At 54.0% G+C, this 19406-nt stretch carries 19 protein-coding genes; 10 read left to right on the top strand and 9 right to left on the bottom strand.

The window, feature by feature from the left end:
* Positions 1–38: 38 nt before the first annotated feature.
* Complete coding sequence (locus tag KOI40_RS13290) at positions 39–869, bottom strand: class I SAM-dependent methyltransferase (RefSeq protein ID WP_216098023.1); 831 nt, start codon at positions 867–869, stop codon at positions 39–41.
* 155 nt (positions 870–1024) lie between these two features.
* Here KOI40_RS13290 and KOI40_RS13285 point away from each other — a divergent pair, with 155 nt between their 5' ends.
* From KOI40_RS13285 to mnmC, 4 genes are all read left to right on the top strand, one after another.
* Complete coding sequence (locus tag KOI40_RS13285; protein ID WP_216098022.1) at positions 1025–1570, top strand: glycine cleavage system transcriptional repressor; 546 nt, start codon at positions 1025–1027, stop codon at positions 1568–1570.
* Between the two features lie 213 nt (positions 1571–1783).
* Positions 1784–2266, top strand: coding sequence for a tRNA (uridine(34)/cytosine(34)/5-carboxymethylaminomethyluridine(34)-2'-O)-methyltransferase TrmL (gene trmL, locus KOI40_RS13280; protein ID WP_216098021.1), 483 nt, complete (start codon positions 1784–1786; stop codon positions 2264–2266).
* 91 nt (positions 2267–2357) lie between these two features.
* Entirely contained in the window at positions 2358–2885 is a 528-nt protein-coding gene (gene fldB / locus KOI40_RS13275; RefSeq protein ID WP_216098020.1) for a flavodoxin FldB, read from the top strand.
* A 37-nt stretch (positions 2886–2922) separates the two neighbouring features.
* Positions 2923–5025: a bifunctional tRNA (5-methylaminomethyl-2-thiouridine)(34)-methyltransferase MnmC2/FAD-dependent 5-carboxymethylaminomethyl-2-thiouridine(34) oxidoreductase MnmC1 gene (gene mnmC / locus KOI40_RS13270; RefSeq protein WP_216098019.1), complete on the top strand. Its 2103-nt coding sequence runs from the start codon at positions 2923–2925 to the stop codon at positions 5023–5025.
* A gap of 12 nt (positions 5026–5037) precedes the next feature.
* Here the strand turns inward: mnmC and KOI40_RS13265 are convergent, their stop codons facing one another.
* Complete coding sequence (locus KOI40_RS13265; RefSeq protein ID WP_216098018.1) at positions 5038–5688, bottom strand: DUF502 domain-containing protein; 651 nt, start codon at positions 5686–5688, stop codon at positions 5038–5040.
* Between KOI40_RS13265 and KOI40_RS13260 the strand changes: the two genes are divergently transcribed.
* Entirely contained in the window at positions 5687–6571 is an 885-nt protein-coding gene (locus tag KOI40_RS13260) for a glutaminyl-peptide cyclotransferase (RefSeq protein ID WP_216098017.1), read from the top strand. The two genes, KOI40_RS13265 and KOI40_RS13260, sit on opposite strands and share 2 nt — an antisense overlap.
* On the opposite strand, the gene KOI40_RS18905 is transcribed toward KOI40_RS13260, so the two are convergent.
* Positions 6561–7685 carry a DUF484 family protein gene (locus KOI40_RS18905; RefSeq protein ID WP_216098016.1) on the bottom strand — a complete coding sequence of 375 codons (1125 nt, stop codon included), beginning with the start codon at positions 7683–7685 and terminating at the stop codon, positions 6561–6563. The genes KOI40_RS13260 and KOI40_RS18905 overlap by 11 nt on opposite strands.
* 156 nt (positions 7686–7841) lie before the next feature.
* Here KOI40_RS18905 and trhP point away from each other — a divergent pair, with 156 nt between their 5' ends.
* From trhP to cobB, 3 genes are all read left to right on the top strand, one after another.
* Positions 7842–9188: a prephenate-dependent tRNA uridine(34) hydroxylase TrhP gene (trhP, locus tag KOI40_RS13250; RefSeq protein WP_216098015.1), complete on the top strand. Its 1347-nt coding sequence runs from the start codon at positions 7842–7844 to the stop codon at positions 9186–9188.
* A gap of 63 nt (positions 9189–9251) precedes the next feature.
* A complete protein-coding gene (locus KOI40_RS13245; protein WP_216098014.1) occupies positions 9252–10118 on the top strand; it encodes a substrate-binding periplasmic protein in 867 nt (288 codons plus the stop codon).
* The gene (gene cobB / locus KOI40_RS13240; RefSeq protein ID WP_216098013.1) at positions 10108–10878 is read left to right on the top strand and encodes a Sir2 family NAD+-dependent deacetylase; all 771 of its coding nucleotides are present in this window, start codon (positions 10108–10110) and stop codon (positions 10876–10878) included. Before KOI40_RS13245 ends, cobB begins: the two co-directional genes overlap by 11 nt.
* 6 nt (positions 10879–10884) lie before the next feature.
* On the opposite strand, the gene hppD is transcribed toward cobB, so the two are convergent.
* Positions 10885–11955 (bottom strand): 4-hydroxyphenylpyruvate dioxygenase, encoded by a 1071-nt coding sequence (gene hppD, locus KOI40_RS13235; protein WP_216098012.1) that lies wholly within the window; start codon positions 11953–11955, stop codon positions 10885–10887.
* A 77-nt stretch (positions 11956–12032) separates the two neighbouring features.
* A complete protein-coding gene (locus KOI40_RS13230; protein WP_216098011.1) occupies positions 12033–13064 on the bottom strand; it encodes an AraC family transcriptional regulator in 1032 nt (343 codons plus the stop codon).
* 201 nt (positions 13065–13265) lie between these two features.
* On the opposite strand from KOI40_RS13230, the gene KOI40_RS13225 reads away from it, so the two are divergent.
* Positions 13266–14492 (top strand): NAD(P)/FAD-dependent oxidoreductase, encoded by a 1227-nt coding sequence (locus KOI40_RS13225; protein WP_216098010.1) that lies wholly within the window; start codon positions 13266–13268, stop codon positions 14490–14492.
* 150 nt (positions 14493–14642) lie between these two features.
* On the opposite strand, the gene KOI40_RS13220 is transcribed toward KOI40_RS13225, so the two are convergent.
* Together KOI40_RS13220 and KOI40_RS13215 are read right to left on the bottom strand one after the other, a co-directional pair.
* The gene (locus tag KOI40_RS13220; protein ID WP_216098009.1) at positions 14643–15413 is read right to left on the bottom strand and encodes a 3-hydroxyacyl-CoA dehydrogenase; all 771 of its coding nucleotides are present in this window, start codon (positions 15411–15413) and stop codon (positions 14643–14645) included.
* 52 nt (positions 15414–15465) lie between these two features.
* The gene (locus tag KOI40_RS13215) at positions 15466–16626 is read right to left on the bottom strand and encodes an acyl-CoA dehydrogenase family protein (protein WP_216098008.1); all 1161 of its coding nucleotides are present in this window, start codon (positions 16624–16626) and stop codon (positions 15466–15468) included.
* Between the two features lie 197 nt (positions 16627–16823).
* Between KOI40_RS13215 and KOI40_RS13210 the strand changes: the two genes are divergently transcribed.
* Positions 16824–17840 (top strand): AraC family transcriptional regulator, encoded by a 1017-nt coding sequence (locus tag KOI40_RS13210; protein WP_216098007.1) that lies wholly within the window; start codon positions 16824–16826, stop codon positions 17838–17840.
* A gap of 26 nt (positions 17841–17866) precedes the next feature.
* Here the strand turns inward: KOI40_RS13210 and KOI40_RS13205 are convergent, their stop codons facing one another.
* Positions 17867–18979, bottom strand: a complete 1113-nt coding sequence (locus tag KOI40_RS13205; RefSeq protein WP_216098006.1) for a response regulator — start codon at positions 18977–18979, stop codon at positions 17867–17869.
* A gap of 28 nt (positions 18980–19007) precedes the next feature.
* Positions 19008–19406, bottom strand: coding sequence for a response regulator (locus tag KOI40_RS13200; RefSeq protein WP_216098005.1), 399 nt, complete (start codon positions 19404–19406; stop codon positions 19008–19010).

Here is a 19406-nt window from a genome sequence, read left to right as displayed (position 1 = left end):
GAACCGCCTTAACACAGAATCAATACCCAGTGCCCGGGTTACTCGGGCTTGCGGAATTTTAAAGTCATTCGATCGCTTTCACCAATGGCTGTGTATTTATCCCGATCCTGATCACCGAGACGCAGCGTTGGCGGTAAGGTCCAGACACCTTTTGGGTGATCGGCAGAGTCTTTTTCATTGGCATTCACTTCTGAGCGTCCCGCGAACACAAAACCCGCCTGCTCGGCCAGCTCGATCACTTTCTCCTCGGTTACGTAACCCGATCGAACCATATCATTGAGTGACGTGCCCGGTTTGGCCCGGTGTTCCACCACCCCCAGGATTCCACCGGGCTTCAGCACCTGATAGAACTCGGCAAAGGCTTTTTCTGCTGTGTCAGCTTTGAGCCAATTGTGCACATTGCGAAACGTCAGCACATGATCCACTTTTGCCACAGGTCCGGGCAGAACATCCTGCGCAGGTTCAAACTCGGTTACCACCACGCCTTTATAGAGCTCCGGCTTGTCTTTCACCATCTCTTCAAACGCCTGTCGGCTTTTCTGAAAGTAAGCCACAGGGGTTTCTTTGGCAAAATGGGCGGCATAGAAGGTGCCGTTCTCCGCCAGCAGCGGTGCCAGGATTTCGGTATACCACCCCCGGCCAGGCCAGATCTCTACCACCGTGCTGTCACCAGTCACTTCAAAAAACGTCAGAGTCTCAGCTGGATGGCGATAGCTATCGCGGCTGACATTGGCTTCGGTGCGCAGCGGATTGGCCACCGCCTGCTCAATGGTCATGTTGTCGGCCCAAACACCATTGGCTGCCAGAACACTCATGCCAGCCACCCCCCACAAACACCCGGTTACTCGTCGATACAATTGATTCAACATACATTTCTTCCTTTAAAGGACATTATTTACGACACTGTCAGTAAAGCCTAACAGTCACTATACTGCATTCAATTCAATAACAAAGATCGCGATTTCGTTTCTGAGTGCTTGTCCACCGGATACGAAGACGCACAAAACAGGAAGGCGACTGACTTATGAACCGCTCCCTCGTACTCAGCATCCTCAGTGACGACAAACCCGGCGTGGTAGAAGCCCTGGCCAGCACTATTGCCGCCCATCAGGGCAATTGGCTGGAAAGCCGCATGAGCCATCTGGCGGGCAAATTCGCAGGAATTCTCCAAATCAGCGTACCGGCCGATCAGCTGCCGGCTTTACGGCAAGCATTAAGCGAATTGCAGGCCCGGCGCGGTATTGAAGTTGTCGCCTCCGAAACTCTGGAAGCGGAAACCGGCGAACCCCTGCAAAATCTGCATTTTAACCTGATGGGCAATGACCGGCCCGGCATTATCCGCGAGCTTTCCCAGGCCTTTGCCAGCCATCAAATCAATCTGGACGACCTGCAAACCCACTGCACCAGCATGCCCTGGTCCGGCGACCCCATGTTTACCGCAGAGGGCATCATCAGCCTGCCTGTCAATGTGAATATGGAGCAGCTGATGGATCAGCTTAACGACATTTCGGACGAACTGGGTGTCGATATTGAACTGGGAGAACCCGAGGATTCTGTCACCCAGCAATAAGAGGGTCCAAATGAGAGAAGAGAAAGGGGCAGAACGCCCCTGAGTAAGGTGTGGAGAGTCCGCATCCGTGCAGTCTTGTTTTCATCTGCGTGCAGGGTAAGCGCCCCAGATGACAGGGTGATGACGCTTATATGAATCCTGGGCGACTCTGCTTTATACTCCCGCCCGCCCTATTTCACAGACATTTACCGACAAGAGCCCGATCACACCCCCATGACTGACACCTCTCCCCGACTGAACCTTGTCCTTTTCCAACCCGAAATCCCCCCCAATACCGGCAACATCATCCGGTTGGCGGCCAATACCGGCGCCCAGCTCCACCTGATCAAACCGATCGCATTTGAGCTGGATGACAAGCGTTTGCGACGCGCAGGACTGGATTACGGGGAGTGGAAGGATATGCAGGTTCACGAAGACTGGGAAAGCTTTCTGGCCACCTGTCAGCCCGAAAACCTCTACGCCATTAGCACCAAAGGAACCCGCTCCTACACAGACGCGCCCTTTGCCCACGGCGACTATGTGGTTTTTGGCCCTGAAACCCGTGGATTACCCGCCGAAATTCTGCAGCAACAACCTCCTGAAAATGTACTGCGTATTCCAATGCAGCCACACAGCCGCAGCATGAACCTGTCTAATGCCGTCTCAGTCATTGTTTATGAGGCCTGGCGTCAAATGGGTTTTCCCGGTTCGGTATAAAGCCCGCAAAACCCCCATTGAATCGTCCGCAATTCGTGCATTTTTCTAGCCTTACCCCTAGAATGACGCCCTCGAAATTAGGATAGATCCCATGAGTAAAGCCCCCGTAGGCCTCTTTTACGGCAGCTCCACGTGCTATACCGAAATTGTGGCCGACAAAATCTGTGACATTCTGACTGATGAAGTGGTTGATGTTTACAACATCACTGATGAGTCCATGCTCACCGCGGAGAACTACGATTTTTTAATCATGGGCATACCTACCTGGGATTACGGTGAACTGCAGGAAGACTGGGAAGAGATCTGGGATGAGCTGGATCTGGTGAACTTTAAAGGTCGCAAAGTCGCTCTGTACGGACTCGGTGACCAGGTGGGTTACCCGGAGTGGTTTCTGGATGCCATGGGCTACTTGCACTTCAAACTGGTCAAACTGGGCGCACAGCCAGTGGGCTATTGGCCCAACGAAGGCTATGACTTTGAAGCCTCCAAGGCCCTGACACCAGACCAAAAATACTTTGTCGGCCTCGCCCTGGACGACGAGAATCAATTTGACCAGACCGAAGAACGACTGGCGAAATGGTGCGATCAGATCATGCGCGAGTTCGCCCTGATCCACTGAATCGGATTCACTACAGATCCCTACCGGTTACACAACCATGTCAGATACACCTGCCAATCCGGATGTTCCGACGCACGCCAGTTTGCGCTGGGATGCTGAAGGACTCCCCCTCTCCGACGAGTTTGACGATTATTACTTCTCCAAACTCGATGGCCTGGCAGAGACCCGCTACCTGTACCTGCAACACAATTTTCTCGAATCCCGCTGGCAAAATCTGGCGTCAGGTACTCACTTTGTCATTGGCGAAACCGGGTTTGGTACGGGCCTGAGCTTTCTCAGCAGCTGGCAACTGTGGCAGCAGAATGCCCCAGAGGATGCCTGTCTTCACTACCTCTCTGTAGAAAAAGCCCCACTGCATCCTGCCGATCTGGCTCGCTCACTGGCACTGTGGCCAGAACTGAAACAACTGGCTGATGAACTCATCCAGCAGTACCCACCGGTTTTGCATCCGGGCTTTCACCACCTGATCTTTGCCGAAGGCCGGGTGCGCCTGACCCTGATCGTTGGTGAAGCCTGTGAAGGACTGGAGCAATTGCTGCAATCCTCACACCCGGCTCATCGACGTCCACAGCGCGGTGTCGATGCCTGGTTTCTGGACGGGTTTTCTCCGGCCAAGAACCCGGACATGTGGCGACCCGAGCTGTTTGCACTGGTACAGGAATTGAGCGCCCCTGAGGCAACAGTTGCCACCTTTGCTGCGGCGACCATCGTCAAGCGCGGACTGAAACAGCACGGCTTTCAGATCAAAACCGGCAAGGGTTTTGGTCGCAAACGGGAAATGGTCTATGGCCAGCTGATCGAACCAGCCGCCATCGAGTCGCCTGAGGACCTCCCCTGTAACAGCTTTAATACCGAGCACCCTGCTCCCTGGCAGATCGCAAGACACCCTCGTACACTGACGCGAGAAAACCGTCACGCCATCATCATCGGCGGCGGCATTGCCGGATGCCACACGGCCAGAGCCCTGGCCTACCGGGGCTGGCGTATCACACTGTTGGAAAGGCACGACCAACTCGCCCGGGAAGGCTCCGGCAACCCGCAGGGCGTGCTGTATGCCAAGCTTTCCCATCGGGCGGAAACCCTGTCAGATTTTAATTTGCAGGCACTGCAATTCGCCCAGCGCAGCTACCAGAACTACTGGAATGATGCGCGGCGAAATGGCAATCAAGCGGCCGGTGAACAGTGTGGCGTGCTGCAACTGGCCACTCAGGAAAAAGCCGCCCGGCTGCATCAGCTGCTGACACAACGTCACGGCGAACAAGGTCTGTTTACCCCCGTGAACGCAGAGCAAGCCCGCGAGCGCAGTGGCATTGATATTTCCTGTGGCGGCCTGTTTTTCCCTCAAGCCGGCTGGATCAATCCGGGCACACTCTGCCAGTGGCTGACCAACCACCCAAATATTGAAGTCGCTCTGAACAGCACGGCAGAAAATCTGAGTTACAAAACAGACACACAACATTGGCAGGTGCGCACTGGCAACGACACTTACAGTGCTCCGACATTGATCATCACCACCGCCAGTCACGCACTCAATCTCGCATTCGAAAAGAGCGACACACTGCAGGAATTACCGCTGAAGCCGATCCGCGGACAAGTCAGCTACGTTAAAGCTACGCAAGAAAGCCTGGGATTAAAAACGGTACTTTGTGGCGACGGCTATCTTCCTCCGGCAACGGAAGGGCAACACTGCCTGGGAGCCACCTTCAACCCCCGCAACACAGACCTCAGCACCAACGACGAAGACCACCGTCGCAATCTGGATACCATGACGGCTCAAACTCCGTCACTGTCAGAAACCTTTGTTGAAGAGGGAATTACCGGAGGTCGGGCGGCATTGCGCTGCACCACCCCCGATTATCTGCCGATGGTAGGCCCTGTGCCCAAATACGAGGAGCTGCTGGAAGACTACGCTCTGCTAAGAAAAAATGCGCGGGCCAACATTCCTCACGCTGGCCGCTACCGGGATGGCTTGTTTATCAATTTGGGACACGGTTCACGCGGTCTGGCTTACACTCCGCTGTGCGCGGAAATACTGGCCGCACAATTAGAGGGAGAGCCTTCACCGGTAGGCCAGCAGATGCAGACTGCACTGCATCCCGGACGCTTCTGGATTCGCGACCTGATGCGAAAAAAACGCTAGAGTCCGTAATTGCTAAAGCGATTCCACCGGTTTCGACTCTCCACGATTGATACGCTCCTGCTCCTGCAGAAACGGCTGTGATCCGGCACCACAGGCAATCACTGTTCGCAATGCCTGCTCCACACTGACATCCGGCAGCAAGGTCACAAATTTCACCGGCACGTGGTAAACCATACCCGACGTCGGCACCGGTGCGGTGGGTACAAACACCGTATAACCGCCATCGTATTTTGAAGTGACAATCCCCGTCACCTGCAAGTCACAGGTATCGCCATACAGTCTGACTAACGCCACCTGCCCGTTCAGCAAGGAGTGCTCTTCATTCCCCCCCACAAACTGTACAACGATATCCCGAATGGTACTGTAACCCGGTGCGAACTTGGCCAGACCGGTGTCCATCCAGTGATGCACCCAACGTCCTACGCTGGTTTTGACCAACAAGCCGACGGTAAAACACAGGGCCAGTACGATTAAAATCACCACCACGTCTGCCATCATATCCGCAATATCGGCACGGCTGGTTAGCATATCACTCAGGGGTTGAATAAAATCGGTGATAAGATCGAACAACCACTGAAACAACAGCATCAGAATTGCGATGGGAAGAACGACCGTAATGCCCCCCAAAAGCGTCAATCCGATAAAAGACTTTAAACGTTGCATGCAATTCTTCCCAAGATTCTATGCTCACAGAGCTTTTGGCCACCGACTGTGGCCGCTAGTAACAGTCACCTTACTGCTGCTGTCGCTGAATAGCTGTACGCGATTATCCGCTGAGCCATCGCTGGCCAACAGTTCACTCCATCGCACTCCCGTGCCGACACTCTATGACTGTGAGATTGCCAAGACGTTACCCCACTCACGTCGCAGTTTTACTCAGGGACTGGTTGTCGATGGAGACGATCTGATCGAAAGCAGTGGTCTCTACGGCAAGTCATTCATCCACCGCTACCCCATCTCCGGTGACGAAGCCGGGTATTATAAACCACTCCCTGAAAGCTTGTTTGCAGAAAGCCTCACACTGATGAACGGTCAATTATTTTTGCTGACCTGGAAAAGCGGACGGGCACTGGTGCTGGACCCAGACACTCTGAGCGTAAGGAAAACACTGACCTATCAGGGCGAGGGTTGGGGGCTGACACGCCTGAACCATCAACTGGTCATGAGCAACGGCAGCCACCAGCTCACCTTCAGAAATCCCGATGATTTTTCCATCAACCGCACTCTGGATGTCTACGACAATCAGGAGCCGGTCAGCAACCTGAATGACCTCAGTGCTGCCTACGGACTGATCTGGGCCAACGTCTGGCACGAGTCCTATATCGCCGCCATTGATCCGGACAGCGGTCAGGTTGTGGCGAAAATCGATTGCCAAAACCTGACCCGGCGTCACCGCAGTTATGACAGAGACAACGTGCTCAATGGCATCGCATGGGATGAACAACGGCAAGGGTTCTGGGTAACCGGCAAGCGCTGGAACAAGCGTTATCTGATTCAACTGGACACCCCACCGTCCAGGCATCCGACACCAACAGTCAAGAAATAATTCGGCAAAACACTCTGGAGACTACCTGGTTGCGCCCCTTGCGCTTGGCATCGTACATGGCTTCATCCGCGCACTTCAGCAACATTTCCCCCAGTCCGGCAAGATCCTGAGCCCGCTCTTCAACCGGGTGCCAGCAGGACAGACCGATCGACACCGTTGGTTTGATGACGCCCTTTCCAGCCACTTTCAATCCTGCCGTTGCCGTGCGGATACGCTCGGCAATTCTGAGACCTTCGGCTTGATCACAATCCGTCAGCACCACGACAAACTCTTCACCGCCATAGCGCGCCAACAAATCGGTTTTACGCAGTTCTTGCCTGATGGTCGCCGCCACTTCTTTCAGGCAGGCATCACCAAATTGATGTCCATGCTGGTCGTTGACCTCCTTGAAATGATCCAGGTCCAGAAACAGGCAGGTGAGAGGCTGGCGGTTGCGCTCGGCACGCTCCAGCTCCTTGGCGTATTCCTGCTCAAAATGCATGCGATTGCTGACCTGGGTCAGGCGATCCTGAAAACTCTGATGCTGGAACAGTTCATGTCCGAGACTGTTGTCCAGGCATACCGCGCTGATACAGGCCAAATGATGCAGAAAGTCTGCCGCCTTATCGACGGAGAAACGCTCTCGCGAGCGACTGGCAAAGTGCAGGCTGCCAATCAGCTGATTGTGTCGCACCAGCGGCAACAGTGCGGCCGACCCCAATTGATCCAGATTGGGAAACAGACGGCTGGCGGTCAGGGCGTCCTGCTCGCCCAACATGACTCGATAATCGCCCCGATAGAGGGTCAGGGCAAAGTCGTCACTGTTGCGCAGCTGTAAACGGTTCTTGTAGCGATCAATACCCAGTGTTTCCATCAGTTCAACGAGGGTATAGTCGCGATCAACAAGTACCAGACCGATGTCATCGAGGTTGAAGTGATGCATGGCATCGACCAGAAGAATCTCCAGTATGTCTTTCAGGCGATAACAGCCCAGCAGCTGGAACTCGAATCCCTGAAAATGCCGATCAATGCGCTGGTTCTCTTCGATTCGGGTCAACAAAGTCTGAACCGACCGTTTCAGCCTGGAATTCTCCTGCTTTAAGTCACTTGCTTGTTCTAAATCAATCTTAGGCACGTATTTTTCGACCTTTCAATCTGTTGATACCCTGCAATATCGGCCGACATCCGGTAAAATTGCGCGCTGATTAAGAACTTTTACTAATTGGCCGTCATTTTTTGTGACTCGCCAGTCACTCCCTCTTTGTACAACCACTCTGTCGAGATTTACCCCATGAGCACTGAACTCCTCTCCCCCGCAGGCACCCTCAAAAGCATGCGCTACGCCTTTGCCTACGGTGCCGACGCAGTCTATGCCGGCCAGCCACGCTACAGCTTGCGGGTTCGCAATAACGAGTTCAATCGCATGGAAGTGCTCGCCGAAGCGGTCAAAGAGGCGCACGGCCAAGGCAAACAGTTCTACCTGGCCAGCAATCTCTCCCCTCACAACGACAAGATCCGCACCTATTTGCGCGATCTGGAACCGGTCATCGAGATGCAGCCCGACGCCCTGATCATGTCCGATCCCGGCCTGATCATGCTGGTTCGCGACAAATGGCCAGACATGCCAATCCACCTCTCGGTACAGGCCAACGCGGTCAATTACGCCACCGTGAAGTTTTGGCACCGTCAGGGCATTGAGCGAGTGATCCTGTCCCGCGAGCTGTCACTCGACGAGATTGAGGAGATTCGCCAGCGCTGTCCGGAAATGGAGCTGGAAGTCTTCGTCCACGGTGCGTTGTGTATTGCCTACTCCGGCCGCTGCCTGCTGTCCGGTTACATGACCCACCGCGACTCCAATCAGGGTGCCTGTACCAACTCCTGCCGCTGGGAGTACAACACCCACGAAGCGAAAGAGGACGAAACCGGCAACCTGATTGCCGTGGACTCAGGTCCCAAAGCCAGTGTCTATGATCCCAAAGCCGCCGGCGCCAACTCCGACAGCAGTGAAATTGCCATGCTGCTGCAGGAACGCAGCCGCCCCGGTGAATACATGCCCGCCTACGAAGACGAGCACGGTACCTACATCATGAACTCCAAGGACCTGCGCGCTGTTCAGCACGTGGACCGTCTGGTGAAAATGGGCATTCACTCGCTCAAGATTGAAGGCCGCACCAAGTCCCATTACTACGTGGGACGCACCGCTCAGGTTTATCGTCAGGCCATCGACAACGCGATGGCCAACAAGCCCTTCGACATGAACCTGATGACAGAGCTGGAGCATCTCGCCAACCGCGGTTACACCGAGGGTTTCTACCGTCGTCATGTACCCAGCGAGTACCAGAATTACGACTCCGGCAACCCCAACAACCACCAGCAGTTTGTCGGCGAGGCCACCGCCTACGACGCCGCCAACGGCTGGCTGTCCATCGACGTGAAAAATCGCTTCGAAACCGGCAGCCAGTTGGAACTGATCACTCCACAGGGCAATCTGCGCTTTACGCTGGATGCCATAGAGAACCAAAAAGGGCAGTCTGTCGACGCCGCGCCAGGCTCCGGCCATCAGGTCAAAATCCCTATGCCGGCGGATATTGCACTACCGGAAGACGGCGGTTACGCTATGCTGATGCGTTATCTGTGACCACTATACTAATGGCCACCGCTTAACGGCACACTGCAAGAGTCAATAATAAGGACAATAACCTTGCGCGGATCAGGCGTTTTTCCAAAGTACCTTTTTCAGGCAATGCTATTGCTGGGTTTGTTGTTGTGGGGAAATGCCGCGTCATTGGCAAGCACAGACCAACCAGACAGGCCCCTGACTCTTACACACGGTGCCATAGGACTCGACAAGCTCAGCAATCTCCGAAACGGCGAAGTCATCGGTGGCTTCAAGTACGATCTCATAGAAGAGATGGGCCGACGCCTGAACTTGCCCACCAACCACGTGGTCTGCCCGTTCCAACGCTGCCTGCGCGATATGAAAAGCGGCATAGTGAACATCATGGTGTTCATCGCTGTGACACCTTCCCGCAGCCACTATCTGGACTTTCTTCATCCCTGGCCAGTGCCTTACACCATCCCCTTTCACGTACGCCTTGGCGAGGAAGATCGGCTGCAACGCTACGAAGACTTCTACAAGCTCAATGTGGGTGTCGTCAACGGCTACTCCTATTTTGACCGGTTCGACAATGATGAACGAATCCAAAAAACCGTCGTACTCAAAGAAGCACAACTTCCCAAAATGCTGAGTGCAAACCGAATTGACGCCTACGTGGGATTTAATATCGGCAAGGAAAACCTCGAACAGGAATACCCCGAAATCACGACCGCGCCCTACACTCACAAATTCAGTGAGACCGCATTGCTGGCCATCAGTAAGGACTCTCCCTTGAGAAACCACCTTCCCGAACTGAACAGAGTGGTGCAAGACATGATCGACGACGGCACCATGGATGAATTTTGGCACAACAATTTTCAGGGGTATTCGCCGCCCTATTACAACGGTCCGGACTCCGGTGATGAACAGCAAGCCACCTCAGAACAGGAACCTGCCAACGATGCCCCCTAAGACCGACGCGCCGCTTCAAACCTCAAACCCTTTTAAAGAGATCAACCGCTTTAAAAATGTCGTAGTACTGACGGGTGCCGGCATCTCGGCCGAATCCGGCATTCGCACGTTTCGGGCTGCGGATGGATTGTGGGAGGAGCACCGGGTCGAGGATGTGGCCACGCCGGAAGCCTTTGCCCGCGACCCGGAACTGGTGCAGCGATTTTACAACGCCCGCCGCGCACAGTTACTTGACGGCATTCAACCCAATGCAGGCCATCAGGCGCTGGCGGACTTTGAAAAAGCCCACCGCCAGCAGACCCCAAACGGTCAGTTCACATTGATCACGCAAAACATCGATAACCTGCACGAACAGGCTGGTTCTGAAAATCTGCTGCACATGCATGGCGAGCTGCTGAAGGTCCGCTGCTCAACCACAGAACAACTTTTCCCCTGCCACGAAGCCATCGACGTGGACCGCGCCTGCCCCTGTTGTCAGATGCCCGGACAGCTGCGTCCTCACGTGGTGTGGTTTGGGGAAATGCCACTGTACATGAACGAGATCGATCAGGCTTTGAGCCAGTGCGATCTGTTTATCTCTATCGGCACCTCGGGCAATGTGTATCCGGCAGCGGGCTTTTTTCAAATGGCCAAGCAGGCCGGCGCCCATACGGTGGAACTGAATCTGGAGCCCTCCAATCACGGCTCCCTCTTCGACGAAACCCACTATGGCCCCGCCAGCAAGATAGTGCCCGAGTATCTGGGATCTTTGGTCAGTTAGCCCCTGTCACTTTTGAATCACGCCGCGCTCAACCTGATCCCGCTCGATGGATTCAAACAGGGCTTTGAAATTACCTTCGCCAAAGCCCTCATCCTGTTTGCGCTGGATAAATTCAAAAAACATCGGGCCAACCAGTGTGTCGGAAAAAATCTGCAACAGCAGTTTGGGTTGGCCGCCCTCGGTACTGCCATCAAGCAACAAGCCCCGCTGTTTTAATTCCTCCACGGGTTCCCCGTGGTTCGGCAAGCGTTCTTCCAGCATTTCGTAATAGGTCTCCGGCGGCGGTTTCATAAACACCACCCCCCGGGCCTTGAGTTTATCCCACGCTTCGTAGAGGTTGTCGCAGGAAAACGCAATATGCTGAATGCCCTCACCGTTGTAGGCCATCAAAAACTCTTCGATCTGCCCCCCCTGTGAGGCCTCTTCGTTGAGCGGTATACGTATGCGACCGTCGGGTGCAGTCATGGCTTTTGACAGCAGGCCGGTGTATTCACCCTTGATATCAAAGTAGCGAATCTCGCGAAAATTAAAGATGCGCTCGTAAAACTTTGCCCAGAATTCCATCCGCCCGCGATAGACATTGTGAGTCAGATGGTCGATGACCTTAAAGCCACAGCCCGGCGGATGACGATCGACCCCTTCGATGAATTCAAAATCGATATCGTAGATGGACAAGTCTTCCTGATAGCGATCAATCAGATACAGTGGAGCGCCACCAATGCCTTTAATGGCGGGCAGGCGCAACTCCATCGGCCCGGTGGGAATATTGATCGGCTGAGCGCCAAGATCCAGAGCCCGCTGATAGGCCTTGTGGGCATTCTTCACCCGAAACGCCATGCCACAGGCCGAAGGGCCGTGCTCTTCGGCAAAATACTGGGCTTCGCTTTTGGGTTCGTAATTGATGATAAAATTGATGTCGCCTTGCCGATACAGCACTGCATCTTTGGAACGATGGGTCGCCAGCCGGGTAAAACCCAGTGTTTCAAACACAGGCTCCAGTACCCCTTTTTTGGGGGCAGCAAACTCGACAAATTCAAAACCATCCAACCCCATGGGGTTGTCAAATAAATCACCCATGTCGGTACCTGCTTAACTGACTTCGTTAATCCAAGCTTAGTCCTTCAACTGGCATAGGGCGAACGGGATCCGCAAGATCAAGAGTGCCGCAAGCGATACTGCTCCGGCGGCAAATGGTAAAAACTTTTAAACGCACGATAGAAATTATTGGGCTGTGAATATCCCAATTGATAGGCAATTTCTTGCGCGGTAAGCTGAGTATTGAGGAGATAATCCTTCGCCAGATCCATCCGGACCTCAAGACTGACAGCGCGAAAGCTGGTGCCAGCCTCAGCCAGATAACGCCTCAGAGTCCGTGGTGACAGAGACAAGTATGGCGCGGTGGTCTCCAGCCGGTAATCACACTCTACCGGCTTCTCCAATAGCAGTCGCTTCACCCGGCTGACAATGTCGCCGCTGTGTTCCTGCTCTTTTAGCAGACGCTTTACCTGAGTGTCGTACAATTGTTGCGTCTGGCCACTGCGGCCTTTCACCGCGATATACAGCCATTGTTTGGGGATCGCCAACACCGCCCGCGGCTGATCAAAATCCACCCGACAGCCCAGGATTTGCTGGTACTGCCAGTGGTAAGTGGGCGCGTGGTAATTCAGGGTCGCGTAGCTGGCGCAGGCCGCCAGTCCCTCTGGCAACAGCGCCTGAATATACACCCAGAGAGAGAAAATCCACTCTTCCAGCAACAACTGAAAATACTCCGAACCGCCCGCCATCACCTCGCAGGAGACCAGGGCATGTTCGTTGTCGGTCGTGAGGGACACTTTTAAAAACGGGAAATTGCTCTCCACCAGATGGGCAGACAACTGCAGCCCCTGTTGCAGGGTAGGACTCGCCAAGAGTGCATAACCCAGTACCCCCATATCCTCCAGACTGCGACGCTGCGCCATCCGCACGGCAATATTGGGCACCTCATTGTCATGCAGCTGACGGAGCAAGCGCATAAAGTCATCCAGAGTGAGCTTGTGGCCCGGTTCCCACCAGCGCACACTCAATCCGCACCAGTGCCCCAGGGCTTCACGATCCACATAGGCGCACTCTTCCCGCAACACCTGATCCAGTACCTGAAGCTGCTTGTCGACAAACTGCTGTTTTTCTTGTTGTTGAGGCTTACGCATCAAACCAACCCGGAAATGATTTATAGAATAGAATCTGCCTGGACGGAAATGATATCCAACAAAGGACGATAATGCTACTCATATGGCCTTAAATGATATCCACAACCACAAACACCGAGAGTAACCTTAGTCTCAATAGTACAAGGAATCTCCAGACACTCTGGATAAATACGAATAACGACCCAATCACGAGATGTAATCATGTCTAAAACCTGCATTATCATTGGTGCCAGCCACGCCGCCGCTCAATTGGCCCCCTCTCTGAGACAAGAAGGCTGGGAAGGTAAAATCCTGGTTATCGGCGACGAGCCGTACATGCCCTACCACCGCCCGCCGCTGTCAAAAGCGGTATTGTCCGGGGAAAAGAAAATTGACGATCTGCTGATTCGCGCCCAGGCCCTTTACGACAAGAACGACATCGAGTTCAAACTCAACACCCGTGTGGCCAACATCAACCGTGCCCACAAGTCCCTGACCCTGACCAACGGTGAAGTGCTCAACTACGACAAACTGGCACTGTGTACCGGTTCTCGTGTTCGCACTGTGTCTCTGCCAGGCGTCGATCTGGATGGCATTCATTACCTGCGGGACATGAAAGATACCGAGTCCATTCAACAGGAAATTGCCGCCGGTAAAAACGCCGTCATCGTGGGCGGTGGTTACATCGGCCTCGAAACTGCCGCGTCTCTGAAAAAGATGGGCATGAACGTCACCGTACTGGAAATGGCACCGCGCGTTCTCGCTCGTGTCACGGCACCGGCGCTGTCCGAATTTTACACTCGCGTACACAGTGACGAGGGCGTGATCATCAAAACCGGCATTGCCGTCTCCGGCTTCGAAGGCAGCAATGGCCGGGTTGAAAAAGTAACCTGTGGTGACGGCACCAGCCTCCCGGCAGATCTCGTCGTCATCGGCGTAGGCATTGTGCCCAACGTAGAACTGGCAGAAGCGGCCGGTCTTACCGTCGAAAATGGCATTGTGGTGGATGAGTTTGCCCGCACCAATGACCCCGACATTGTCGCGGCCGGCGACTGTGCCAACCACCCCAACGCGCTCTATGGCGAGCGTCTGCGTCTGGAATCTGTGCCAAACGCCACCGAACAGGCCAAGTCCGCTGCCGCCAGCATTTGCGGCAAGGAAACCGCCTACCACGCTCTGCCATGGTTCTGGTCCGATCAGTATGACCTGAAATTGCAGATTGCGGGCCTGAGTCAGGGCTACGATCAAGTGGTCATCCGCGGCGACAAGGACAACACGCGCAGCTTTGTGGCCTTCTACCTGAAAGAAGGCAAACTGATCTCCGCCGACTGTGTAAACCGTCCGCAGGAATTTATGATCAGCAAGCGGTTGATCTCTACCGGTGCCGAAGTGGATCCGGAGCGTCTGGCTGACGAAAGCATCAAACCGAAGGATCTGGTGCCTGCTTAATGCGGTAAAAAGTCTCTGCCAAAAAATCCCCGGCCAGGTAACTGACCGGGGATTTTTTGTTTGCGTCATTGCAAAAACGTAGTCGCTCTTGAATAACTGCACACCGTCTAACAAAACTCCTCGCAATGACGATAGTGGTGTTCTACAAACTTAACGCGGCTGCATCCGGATCGCACCGTCACATCGAATGACTTCACCGTTCAGGTAATCGTTTTCTACAATGTTTTGCGCCAGACGTGCAATCTCGTCAGGATTCCCCAGACGCGCCGGGAAAGGGACATTGGCAGCCAGCGCCTGTACCGTTTCTTCCGGCAGGGAATCACACATTGGGGTGTGAATCAGGCCCGGAGCAATGGTGTTGACACGAATACCGAAGCTCGCCAGATCACGGGCAATTGGCAAAGTCATCCCCACAATACCGCCCTTCGACGCACTGTAAGCCGCCTGCCCCATTTGCCCTTCGTAAGCGGCCACAGATGCCGTGTTGATGATCACACCACGACACCCATCGGCTGTGACCGGATCCTGCTTGCTCATCACTTCCGCCACAAGACGCAGCACATTAAAGGTCCCTACCAGGTTAATGGAAATCACCTTGTTGAAGATATCCAGCGGGAAAGCGCCCTTCTTGCCAATGGTTTTCGCTGCATCAGCCACACCGGCGTAGTTGGAACACAGGTGAATCGCACCGAACGCTGCCAGTGTTGCCTCGATACCCGCTTGCACGGATTCTTCGCTGGTCACGTTCACATTCTGATAGATCACTGCATCACCCAGCTCACTGGCTATGGCCTCGCCGCGCTCCTGATTCATATCGAAGATGGCAACTTTTGCAGCGTTTGCTACATAGCGGCGGACAGTCGCTTCACCCAGTCCGGATGCACCGCCGGTAATAACGGCCACTTTATCTTTTAATTCCATAATTCTTCTCTCAATCGGTTAAGTCTAAATGGATTTCAGGGTTTGCCGCGGCTTATCGGCTGACTTCGTTCAGCAGTTCCCGTGCAATGATCACGCGCTGAATCTCACTGGTACCTTCATAAATTGAAGTAATACGCACATCCCGCGCGTGACGCTCCAGTGGACACTCCCGGGTATAACCGATGCCGCCCATCAATTGCAGAGCCGTGTAGCAGGCCTGATTGGCTTTCTCGGACGCATAGAGTTTTGCCATGGCCGCCTGCTTGGAAAACGGCAGTCCTTTTTGCTTCTGATCCGCCGCACTCATCAACAGCAGTCGCGCCGCTTCCAGTTCTGTGTAAGCGTCAGCCATCATCCATTGGGGGCCCTGTAAACTGGAAATACTGGCACCAAACTGCTCGCGCTCCGTTGTGTACTGACGCGCATAATCCATCGCCGCCAAACCCACACCCAAAGCCAGAGAACCAATACCAATACGACCGCCGGCCAACTCGGCCACAGCGATACGGAAACCATCGTTCAGCTTGCCCATCAAGGCGCCTGCCGGAATCCGGCAATCTTCAAAAATCACGCAGTTGGTGCTGGAGGCATGCTGTCCCATTTTCTCTTCGGCTTTGCCAATGGTCATACCCGGGGTACCGGCCTCGACCAGGAAACAGGAAATACCACGACCTTTTTTCGCATCCGGATCCGTCACCGCCCACACCACAAACACACCGGCGTACTCGGCACTGGAGATCCACATTTTGGTGCCATTAAGCACCCACTGGTCACCGTCTTTCACCGCCCGGGTCTTCATGCCGGCCGGATCGGAACCCGCGCCGGCCTCCGACAGACAGAACCCACCGGCCGGGTATTCACCGGAACACAGCCTGGGCAGATACTTCTGCTTCTGCTCGTCGTTTGCCAGGGTCTGAATGACCTCTGCCACCATATTGGTCACCGACATGGTCACCGCCGTCGAGGCACAGCCGCGAGCCACCTCGGTAATCGCCAGACTGAATGCCACCACGCCCGCTTCACTACCGCCGTACTCAGCGGAGATATTCAGTCCCATAAACCCCAGCTCAGCCAGTTGTTTCAGGTGCTTCAGCAAAATCTCGCGGTTGCCGGTCTTGTCCAGTTCCGCAGCCACAGGCGCCAGTTCGGTCTGGGCGAATTTACGAGCCATATCCTGAATCAGGCTCTGCTCTTCAGTTAACGATAAGTCCATGGAAATTCCTCACACATGCGACAGGCGCTGTCATTGGGGTCTGTGCATAAAGCACCCTTGCCACAATGATAGAAGCTAACGCTCAGGGACGACAGGACGGCCACCTCCAAATAAACTCACAATAAGTGCCATATTTTGTTATTTTTGGCTTTATTTGACCCAAATAAATCACTAAAAATACCGAAAGATTCTTCCCTATGGCCACCATCGCCAACCATCACGCACAGGCAGCTCTCCGTGGGCTACTGCAACAGGGGTACGACAGTACGCCCCTGCTGGCCCAGGCAGGCATCCATCCTCAACTGCTGAAACAGGCACATCTGCGCACCGATGAACAGCAGATGACAACCCTTGTGCAGGCCGTCTGGGACACCATGGGGGACGAATTCATGGGCTTTACAGCCACACCCTGCAAGCGCGGCGCCTTTGCTTTTATGGCTCAGGCAGCACAGCGATGTAGCACCCTGCGCGAAGCCCTGCAAACCGGGATGACGTTTTACCAGCTGCTGACTTCCGATATTCACTCCAGGCTTCTGGAACAGGACAAAAGCGCCCGCATTCAGATCCGTTTTGCCCGTCCCGAACTGGATCCGGATCACTTCCTGCTCGAGTTCTGGCTGATCATCTGGCACCGTTTTGCCAGCTGGCTGATCGACACCAAAATTCCTTTGCAGGAGACCCAACTGATCCACCGATCCCCCCCGCACGCCCGCGAGCTGCACATCATGTTTCCCGGCCAGCTGCTGTTTGGCTGCAACATCAATCAACTCACCTTTCATGCCGATTATTTGCAGCGCCCCATCGTCCGCGACCAGACCGAGCTGGATCAGTTTTTACAGCAGGCTCCTGCTGACCTGCTCACCATTCCCGGTGACGACAACAGCCTGCAAAGAATCATCAGTCGGCAAGTCACCGGTTCTCTCAACCATCTTGCCCGACTGGAATTTCCGGCACTGAAAACTCTGGCCCGACAACTGCACCTGTCTCCGCAAACTCTACATCGACGACTGAAACAGGAAGGCACCAGCTATCAGCAGATCAAAGACAACGTGCGCCGGGAAATCGCGTTGCAAAAAATGGTGAAAGAAAACCGCACCATCAACGAAGTCGCCGAACTGGTGGGTTTTTCAGAAGCGCGATCCTTTACGCGAGCGTTTCGACAGTGGACAGGAATGTCACCGAGGGAATATTGTAAGTTAGTGCGTTCACGCTGATGCACCCTTGACCGGCCAAGGGCATCTCAGCCCGTTTCCTCTTTAAGGCCTTCTTCAGCATCTATGTAGGTTTCTGCCACCGCTTTCCATTCATCCGCAATTTCCAAAAACGCATCCAGCATATCCGGATCGAAGTGCGTCCCGCGGCCCTCGCTCATAATTTGAATGGCTTTTTCATGAGGAAATGACGGCTTGTAGACCCGACGACTGATCAGCGCGTCATACACATCCGCAATGGCCATCAGTCGTGCGGAGATGGGAATCCCGTCACCTGACAGACTTTCCGGATAGCCAGAGCCGTCCCACTTCTCCTGATGGGAATAGGCAATTTCTTTGGCGATGGTCAAAAACTCACTGGGTTCAGAGAGCTTGGTTTCGGCAGCTGCGATTGCGTCGCGTCCGTAGACGGTATGACGTTTCATAATTTCAAACTCAGCGTCAGTCAGCTTGCCGGGTTTTAATAAAATGGCATCCGGCACACCGACTTTACCGATATCGTGCAGCGGTGCGGCTTTAAATAACAGAGTGATACGCTCGGGAGTGAGATAGTCTTTAAACCTGGCCTGTTCACTTAACTTCTCAGCCAGAAGCTGTACATACAATTGCGTACGACGGATATGGTTACCGGTTTCGGGGTCACGGGTCTCCGCCAGCGCTCCCATCGCCTCCATGGCTACATCCTGCAGTTCTCCGAGCTGCTTGGTGCGCTCGCGGACCTTGTCTTCCAGAATCTGGTTCTGATGCTGTAGCAAATCCCTGGCTTCTTTTAACGTCAGATGATTTTTTACGCGCTCGAGAACAATAGGAGGACTGATCGGCTTGGTGATATAGTCCACTGCGCCCATGGCCAGACCTCGAGTTTCGTCTTCTTCACTCACTTTTGCGGTGAGAAAAACCACCGGGATATCTGCAGTATCCGGATTGGCCTTGAGCTTTTCGCAGACTTCATAGCCGTCCATTTCAGGCATCATGATATCCAGCAGGATCAGGTCCGGTGCAGTGTCGGAACTGGCAAGTTTCAAAGCCTTTTCACCATTGGTGGCAATCTTGGTCTTGTACTGGTCTTTGAGAATATTATTCAACAGCGATACATTCGCTGGAGTGTCATCAACGATCAAAACAGTCCTTTTGTTATTCATGTCAAACTCCTTTGCTGATTGTTGATCATTAATCCTCTATGGAATCCAGGCTTTTCAAGTGCTGAGTCACCCAGGTACAGACCATGGAAACATCTATCGGCTTATCCAAAAAATCAATGGCGCCCAGGGCCAGGCCACGGGAGCGATCATCAATATTGTTTTTTCCGCTCAGAAAAATAATCGGAATATCTCGGGTTTCCGGCTCTGCCTTTAAGCGCTCACAGACTTCGAAACCATCCATGCCGGGCATCATGATATCGAGCAAGATCAAATCCGGATGAGGCACACGCGCGGCGATTTCCAATGCCTTTGCACCGCTGGTCGCCACCAGTGTCCGGTATTTTTCTTTCAAGGCACTGTTTAATACTTTGATGCTGGCAGGAGTATCATCCACCAACAGCACCGTTTTCTGATCATCATCACTCAT

Origin of the sequence: Pseudomaricurvus albidus (assembly GCF_018863235.1) — a bacterium.
In the GTDB taxonomy this organism is placed as follows: Bacteria; Pseudomonadota; Gammaproteobacteria; order Pseudomonadales; family Cellvibrionaceae; genus Pseudomaricurvus; species Pseudomaricurvus albidus.
This window is presented reverse-complemented; position numbering and strand designations above follow the sequence as displayed.